This window comes from Sphingopyxis sp. SCN 67-31 (genome assembly GCF_001725095.1).
Genome location: NZ_MEFH01000152.1, coordinates 1 through 7,190, shown reverse-complemented (window position 1 = coordinate 7,190; position 7,190 = coordinate 1). Strand labels below are relative to the sequence as shown.

Annotated in this window: 11 protein-coding genes and 1 pseudogene; 11 read left to right on the top strand and 1 reads right to left on the bottom strand. The window is 64.7% G+C overall.

Annotated elements, in window-relative coordinates; translation table 11 throughout:
• From ABS88_RS22205 to ABS88_RS22160, 10 genes and pseudogenes are all read left to right on the top strand, one after another.
• A pseudogene (locus tag ABS88_RS22205) lies at positions 1-129 on the top strand (shikimate dehydrogenase); the annotation flags it as partial.
• Positions 126-749, top strand: coding sequence for a dephospho-CoA kinase (coaE, locus tag ABS88_RS22200; RefSeq protein ID WP_058810830.1), 624 nt, complete (start codon positions 126-128; stop codon positions 747-749). The pseudogene ABS88_RS22205 and the gene coaE, both read left to right, overlap by 4 nt.
• 19 nt (positions 750-768) lie before the next feature.
• Positions 769-1,470: a DNA polymerase III subunit epsilon gene (gene dnaQ / locus ABS88_RS22195; protein ID WP_286750612.1), complete on the top strand. Its 702-nt coding sequence runs from the start codon at positions 769-771 to the stop codon at positions 1,468-1,470.
• A gap of 47 nt (positions 1,471-1,517) precedes the next feature.
• Positions 1,518-2,093 carry a ribosome hibernation-promoting factor, HPF/YfiA family gene (gene hpf / locus ABS88_RS22190; protein ID WP_003042145.1) on the top strand — a complete coding sequence of 192 codons (576 nt, stop codon included), beginning with the start codon at positions 1,518-1,520 and terminating at the stop codon, positions 2,091-2,093.
• Between the two features lie 164 nt (positions 2,094-2,257).
• The gene (locus ABS88_RS22185) at positions 2,258-2,722 is read left to right on the top strand and encodes a PTS sugar transporter subunit IIA (protein ID WP_286750611.1); all 465 of its coding nucleotides are present in this window, start codon (positions 2,258-2,260) and stop codon (positions 2,720-2,722) included.
• Between the two features lie 21 nt (positions 2,723-2,743).
• Positions 2,744-3,082 carry a DUF1491 family protein gene (locus tag ABS88_RS22180; RefSeq protein WP_286750610.1) on the top strand — a complete coding sequence of 113 codons (339 nt, stop codon included), beginning with the start codon at positions 2,744-2,746 and terminating at the stop codon, positions 3,080-3,082.
• 195 nt (positions 3,083-3,277) lie between these two features.
• Positions 3,278-3,910, top strand: a complete 633-nt coding sequence (locus ABS88_RS22175; protein ID WP_286750609.1) for a cell wall hydrolase — start codon at positions 3,278-3,280, stop codon at positions 3,908-3,910.
• A 52-nt stretch (positions 3,911-3,962) separates the two neighbouring features.
• Positions 3,963-4,610, top strand: coding sequence for a DUF4136 domain-containing protein (locus ABS88_RS22170; protein WP_286750608.1), 648 nt, complete (start codon positions 3,963-3,965; stop codon positions 4,608-4,610).
• A complete protein-coding gene (locus tag ABS88_RS22165; RefSeq protein WP_286750607.1) occupies positions 4,607-5,716 on the top strand; it encodes a M14 family metallopeptidase in 1,110 nt (369 codons plus the stop codon). Before ABS88_RS22170 ends, ABS88_RS22165 begins: the two co-directional genes overlap by 4 nt.
• Positions 5,713-6,195 carry a GNAT family N-acetyltransferase gene (locus ABS88_RS22160; protein WP_286750606.1) on the top strand — a complete coding sequence of 161 codons (483 nt, stop codon included), beginning with the start codon at positions 5,713-5,715 and terminating at the stop codon, positions 6,193-6,195. Before ABS88_RS22165 ends, ABS88_RS22160 begins: the two co-directional genes overlap by 4 nt.
• 82 nt (positions 6,196-6,277) lie before the next feature.
• On the opposite strand, the gene ABS88_RS22155 is transcribed toward ABS88_RS22160, so the two are convergent.
• Positions 6,278-6,733 (bottom strand): Hsp20 family protein, encoded by a 456-nt coding sequence (locus ABS88_RS22155; RefSeq protein ID WP_003042165.1) that lies wholly within the window; start codon positions 6,731-6,733, stop codon positions 6,278-6,280.
• A 207-nt stretch (positions 6,734-6,940) separates the two neighbouring features.
• On the opposite strand from ABS88_RS22155, the gene ABS88_RS22150 reads away from it, so the two are divergent.
• Positions 6,941-7,190: 2,3-bisphosphoglycerate-dependent phosphoglycerate mutase (locus ABS88_RS22150; protein WP_286750605.1), on the top strand; the 250-nt coding region annotated here is incomplete at its 3' end.

Below are 7,190 nucleotides of genomic sequence, written 5' to 3'. Positions count from 1 at the left end.
CGCGGGCTGGACATCGTCGATGGGCTCGACATGCTGATCGGTCAGGCGGCCTTGGCGTTCGAGCTGTTTTTCGGCGCGCCGCCGCCCGAGGGACGCGACGAGGAATTGCGCGCGATTCTGACGGCATGACGCATTACAAGCGCCCCGGATCGCGGCTTCGCCGACCGTTCATTCTCGGCCTGACGGGTTCGATCGGCATGGGGAAATCGACCGCGGCGACGATGTTCGAACGCGAAGGGGTGCCGGTGTTCGACGCCGATGCCGAAGTTCACCGGCTGCAAGGTCCCGGCGGTGCCTTGGTCGCCGCGATCGAGGCGCGCTTTCCCGGCACCACCGGTCCGCGCGGCGTCGATCGCCAGGAACTCGGGCGCCGCGTGCTCGGCAACCGCCACGAGCTTGCCGCACTCGAAGCGATCGTCCATCCCGCAGTCGGCCGCGCGCAGAAGAAATTCCTTGCCCGTCACCGCGCGCGCGACGTCGTCGTGCTCGACATTCCGCTCCTGTTCGAAAAAGGGGGCTGGCACCGCGTCGGCGCCGTCGCTGTCGTCACCGCACCGATGTGGATCCAGCGCAAACGCGTGCTGCGCCGGCCCGGCATGACCAACGCAAAGTTCAAGGCGATCCGGGGCCTGCAGGTTCCCGATCGCGTCAAGCGGGCGCGCGCCGATTTCCTGATCGAAACCGGCCGCCCGAAAAGCGAGACCCATCGTCAGATTCGGCGGATCGCCTCTTGTTTCCATGCGCAATAGGGTCCAGATTGTTTGAAAGATGCGTGAGATAATCTTCGATACGGAAACCACGGGACTCGACCCCAGAACGGGGCACAGGCTGGTCGAAATCGGGTGCATCGAATTGATCGACCGCCGCGAATCGGGGCGGACCTTTCACGCCTATTTTCACCCCGAACGCGATATGCCGGCCGAGGCCGAGGCGGTGCACGGCCTGTCGATCCAGTTTCTGTCCGACAAGCCGCTCTTTGCCGCGCGCGTCGACGAACTGCTCGACTTTCTCGGCGATGCGCCGATGGTGGCGCACAACGCCGCTTTCGACTTCGGTTTCGTCAACGCCGAGCTGGCGCGCGTCGGCCGGCCGCCGCTCGATATGGCGCGCATGTGCTGCACCGTGCAGATGGCACGCAAGCTTCATCCGGGCGCCAAGCACAGCCTCGATGCGCTTTGCACGCGCTACGGCATCGACCGCAGCCACCGCGTCAAGCACGGCGCGCTGCTCGACGCCGAACTGCTGGCGCACCTCTATATCGAAATGACCGGCGGGCGGCAGATCGGGCTCGGGCTCGCCGCCGAACCCGCCGCCGCGGCGCGGGGTGCCGCACCGGCACCGGTCCGATCACTCGCCCCCACCCGCCCGTTTCGCGAACCGCGCCCGCACGGTGCAACCCCGGCCGAACTGGCGCGTCATGCAGAATTCGTCGCCACGCTCAATCAACCCCTGTGGCACGATAGTCCCTGATCGCGGCTCCCCCGCGATCCCGTGGACATGACTGAAGGAGAAGAAAAATGGAAATCCGCGTCTCTGGCCACCAGATCGAAACCGGCGAAGCGCTGCAGGCGCATGTGTCGGACCGGATGAACGCGATTGCCGACAAATATTTCTCGCGCGCGATCGGGGCGCACGCGACCTTCGGAAAGGGACCGCACGACAGTTTCCAGTGCGACATCGTCGCGCATGTCATGCAGGGTCTGGTCCTGAAAGGCCATGGCCAGGCGCAGGACGCGCATGTTGCGTTCGAGGGCGCGGCCGACCGCATCGAAAAGCAGCTGCGCCGCTATATGCGCCGGCTGAAGGACCGCAACAACGGCAATGGTGCGCAGTTGGTGACGATCGAGACGATCGAGGACAACGCCAGCTACGTCGTTTTCGACGGCGGCACCGATGATGAAGATGCGGGCGATGCGCCGGCGATCATCGCCGAAACCCGCGTCGATATCCCGACGAGCAGCGTGTCCGACGCGGTCATGATGCTTGATTTGCGTGACACCAATGCGCTGCTTTTCGTCAACAGCAAGACCGGGTCGCACAACATGGTCTATCGTCGCCGCGACGGCACGATCGGCTGGGTCGAGCCGCGCTAGCAGACAATAGGGCTGGATTTTCTCTGCCGTTCGGCCTAAGGGCCGCGCCCAACAAAGCCCGAAAGCCGGACGGCGGGGGCCAGCCTAGTCCGCTCAAGCGAACCAATGCCAACAGGATGACCCGCGTGGCGTCGCCTTGCGGCCATGCAGATTTGACCAGACCAATGAACCTATCCTCCCTCCTTTATCCAGCCACCGTGCGCGCCAATGTGCAGCTCGATTCCAAAAAGGCGCTGTTCCCCTATGTGGGCGAACTGGCAGCGCGGTCGCTGGGGCTCGACGCGGGCGAAGTGAGCGAGGCGCTGCTCGAGCGCGAACGGCTCGGTTCGACCGGCTTCGGTCGCGGCATTGCCTTGCCGCATGCCAAGATGGCCGATCTCAACGGCGTGCGCGGCATGTTCCTGCAGCTCGCGCGCCCTATCGATTTTCAGGCGGTCGATGGTTTGCCGGTCGATCTTCTCTTCGTACTGCTGTCGCCGCTCGACGCGGGCGCCGACCATCTGAAAGCCCTCGCCGGCGTATCGCGGATGCTGCGCAACGACAGCATTGCCGAACGATTGCGCGGTGCGAAGAATGACGAAGCGCTTTATGCCATGCTCGTCGATGCCGAAGCGCGCGACGCGGCCTGACCTTCCGGGGCGGATGCTCCGATGACGCGCTTCACCAGCCGGTTCCTCGTCGATCTTCTTATCCGCGAAACCGAGGCCGCGGGCGGAGTCGCTGCGGTTCTTGCCGCGGGCGACGATCATTCCGGCTCGATCCTCGTCCAGTGCAGCGACCGCGGGGTCGCGGGGCCGCTGCTCGAACGCCGCTTCGCGATGACCGGCAATTATGTATGGGAGGCGGTCGGACCCGACCCCGCTAGCGATGGTGAAGAACGCGAAAACTATCAGGACCGGCGGCGAAAGGCCGATCCCGACTTGTGGATCGTCGAACTGGATATCGCAGATGCGCCACGACTCGTCGCGGAGTGGGGCGCGTTAACTTGACTCTGTTGCGGCGCACAATAGGTGCCCGGCCACTTGATAACGCGTAGGTCGTATCGCGGGTTGCATCCGTCTTTTCGGACAGGCCCGATTTACCGATATGGACACGCAGTCGGATGACGACCGCAGGTGGTTCAGGATCGACGATCCCCCAGCCTGTTAGATTTAGGTTCGTCAGCCGCCCTTTTGACGGATTAGATGAGTCGTATTCTGAACGCTGCCAGCGTGGCTGCCGTGGGCATGACTGCCTTTGCCGCGCTGTCGTTGGCCGAACCCGGCTTCGCCAGTGACCTGGCCGCCGACGCCAACATCCCCGCAATCACGCTGCCCGCCGCCGATGCGCCGGCCGACAGCGATGCGGCAGCTCCGTCGACCGAAGCCGAAACGCCGGTCGATACCGCCACCGACGACAGCGCTGTTGCCGATACGCTGGCCCAGCTGGTCGCGGCGACCCCGAAGCCCGAGACGATCGATCCCGAACTGCGCTGTCTGGCGCAGGCGGTCTATTTCGAATCGCGCGGCGAATCGCTGGCGGGACAGCTCGCGGTCGCACATGTCGTGATCAACCGCGCGAAGTCGGGCCGCTTCCCGACGACCCTGTGCGGCGTCGTCCATCAGCCGAGCCAGTTCAGCTTCGTGCGCCGCGGCAAGATGCCCGCCGTGCGCAATGCCGTCCAATGGTCGAACGCGCTGGCGATCGCGCAGATTGCGCGCGACGACAGCTGGCAGAATAGGGCGCCCGGCGCGCTGTTCTTCCATGCGCGTTACGTCTCGCCCGGCTGGCGCAAGACGCGCATCGCGCAGATCGACAACCATATCTTCTATCGCTGAATTCGCGGGTGCGGGGGCCACGCCCCCCACCTCGTTCATTGCCAAGCCATTTTTGCTGGCGCATGATGCGGGTATGACGCGTCATTTTTCCGTCGCCCTGCTCGCGGCAGCGGCGCTTGCGCTCGGCGGTTGTGCCACGGCGGTTCCACCCGTCGAGGTTACCCGCTTCCATAACAATGCGACCGCCGGCCTGGCCCCAGGCACGCGCTATGCCGTCGAGGTGCTGCCGCACGGCGATGCCTCGGCGACGGGCGGCGCGGCGCAGCCGTCGCTGGAATGGAACAGCTATCGCATCGCGGTGGAGCGTCAGCTGCAATTGCTGGGCTTCGTCGCTGCGCCCGAAGGAACGGCAGCGCCGCTCAAGGTTCGCATCGCCTTCGACCGAAACGATCGCATGCCACTTGCAAAGCGTTCGCCGGTTTCGGTCGGCGTTGGCGGATCGACCGGCAGCTATGGCTCGGGGGTGGGCCTCGGGATCGGCATCAATCTTGGTGGCGGGCCGAAACAGATGCAGGATCTGCAGCTGTCGGTGCGCATCGATGACGCGGCCACGGGCCAGGCCGTGTGGGAAGGCCGGGCGCTCAGTGCGGTGCCGGTGAAGGCGCCTGCGGCACAACCGTCGATTGCTGCGGCGAAATTGGCCGAAGCCCTATTCAAGGACTTCCCCGGCGAATCGGGACGCACTATCAGCGTCCCATGACAATCAGCATCAACGCCGCTTTCGACAGCGGCAATATCGTCGTGGATTCGATCGATGGCACGCGTGCCCGCCTTTCGATCCGCAAGGATCGCGAATCCGATTTCTTCCAGTGGTTCCATTTCCGCGTGGCCTGCGCGGTGGGCGATGAACTTGAACTGGCGATCGCCGGGCTCGGCGATTCGGCTTATCCCGATGGCTGGCCCGGCTATGCCGCCTGCGCCAGCTATGACCGCGAAAACTGGTTTCGGCTCGACACCGGCTACGATGCCGGGACGCTCACCATCAACCACAGCGCCGAAGGGCAGCTTCTGTGGATCGCCTATTTCGCGCCCTATTCGATGGAACGGCATCACGATCTGGTCGCCTCTGTGGCCGAATGCGACGGCGTTTCCTATCGCTGTCTCGGCACCAGTCTCGAGGGGCAGCCGATCGACTGCCTCGAAATGGGCACGGGGCCGGTCCAGGTGTGGCTGTATGCGCGCCAGCATCCGGGCGAGAGCATGGCCGAATGGTGGATGGAAGGCGCGCTTGAAAAGCTCACCGATCCGGCCGATCCCCATGCCCGGTCGCTACGGCAGAAATGCCGATTCCACATCGTCCCGAACATGAACCCCGACGGGTCGCGCCGCGGTCATCTGCGCACCAACTATGCCGGGGTGAATCTCAACCGCGAATGGGACAATCCGACTGCCGATCGCAGCCCCGAAGTGCTCGCGGTGCGCAATGCGATGGACGAAAGCGGCGTCGATTGGGCGATGGACGTTCATGGCGACGAGGCGATTCCGGCGGTGTTCCTTGCAGGTTTCGAGGGCATCCCGTCGTTGAAGGACGAACAACAGGCGCGCTATCTGGCCTTCCAGTCCGCCCTTGCCGCCAACACGCCCGATTTCCAGACCGCCCTCGGCTATGAAAGCTCGGCGCCGGGCAAGGCCAATCTGTCGATGTCGACGACGCAGATCGCCGAACGCTTTGGTGCGGTGTCGATGACGATCGAAATGCCGTTCAAGGACAATCGCGATCTGCCCGATCCCGTCGCCGGCTGGTCGCCCGAACGCTCGAAGCTGCTCGCGCACGCGTGCCTCGCGACGCTGGACCAGATGCTTTGACCGATGCCGCAGGTCGGGACGGCTGGCATATCGTCGAGGACGATCTGTCGGGCGCCCCGATCCGCGCGCTGCTCGAACGGCATTTTGCCGGCATGCTCGCAAACTCGCCCGAGGAAAGCTGCCATTTCCTCGATTTCGATGGACTGAAGGCGCCGGGCGTTACCTTCTGGTCGATTCATTGCGGCCCCGATCTGGCGGGTTGCGGCGCGCTGAAGCGACTCGATGGCCGGCACGGCGAGATCAAGTCGATGCGCACCGCCGACGCCTTTCTGCGCCGCGGTGTCGCCGCCCGGATGCTGGGCCACATCATCGAAGAGGCCCGCGCGGGCGGGCTTGAGCGGCTCAGCCTCGAAACCGGGTCAGGCGCTGCCTTCGAACCGGCACTTGCGCTCTACCGGCGGCATGGCTTCACGGACTGTGCGCCTTTCGCGGATTACAGGCCCGATCCATTCAGTCGCTTCATGACGCGCGCAATCTAGCAACGCAAAACAGAAACGGGGCCCGGAAGGGACAGCCGGACCCCGTTCGTACGGCCCATTCGGACCGGCGTTAGCCGCTGGCTTACGCGGCTTTCTTGGCTTCGATCGCCGTGGGCTGCGTGCCGCCGATGGCGATCTTGTGCGGCTTCATCGCTTCGGGCACTTCGCGCACCAGGTCGATGATCAGCAGCCCGTCGGCCAGGTCGGCGCGATCGACGCGCACGAAATCGGCAAGCTGGAAGCGGCGCTCGAAGGCGCGCGTCGCAATGCCGCTATACAGAAGCTGGCGCGTTTCGCCGTCCTTCGCGGGCGCCTTGCGGCCGCTGACGGTCAGCATATTCTGCTGCGCGGTGATGTCGATCTCGTCGCTCTTGAAACCCGCCACCGCGACAGTGATGCGGAAATGGTCGTCGGCGACCTTCTCGATATCGAAGGGCGGATAATTTTCGGCCGAACCGCTGTTTTCCAGAAAGTCGAACAGACGATCGAAACCGACGGTCGAGCGGCGATAGGGGGTCCAGTCAAAGCTGTTACGCATGGGTCATTCCTTCCTTGCAAAGCGAAGTCATCGGGCCGCGGCATGGCCTGCCGCGGCTTCCATCCGGCCCCGTTTCGGCGACCGGATGATCCGAATCTGGGATGGCGCCGACCCTTTTCAAGAGGGGCGGTGGCCCTTGCCCGAAAGCCGCGCTATGGCGCCCCCGAATCGCCCGCGCGGGCGCGCCCTTTGTCGAAAGGACAGATCATGCCGCAGCTCATCCTCATCCGTCACGGCCAGTCGCAGTGGAATCTCGAAAACCGCTTCACCGGCTGGTGGGACGTCGATGTCACCGAAAAAGGCGCGGCCGAAGCGTGGGCCGCGGGCGAACTGATGAAGGAAAAGGGTATCGCACCCGACACCTGCTTCACCTCGGTCCAGACGCGCGCGATCAAGACGCTCAACCTCGCGCTCGAGGCGATGGGGCGGCTCTGGCTGCCGGTGACGAAGGATTGGC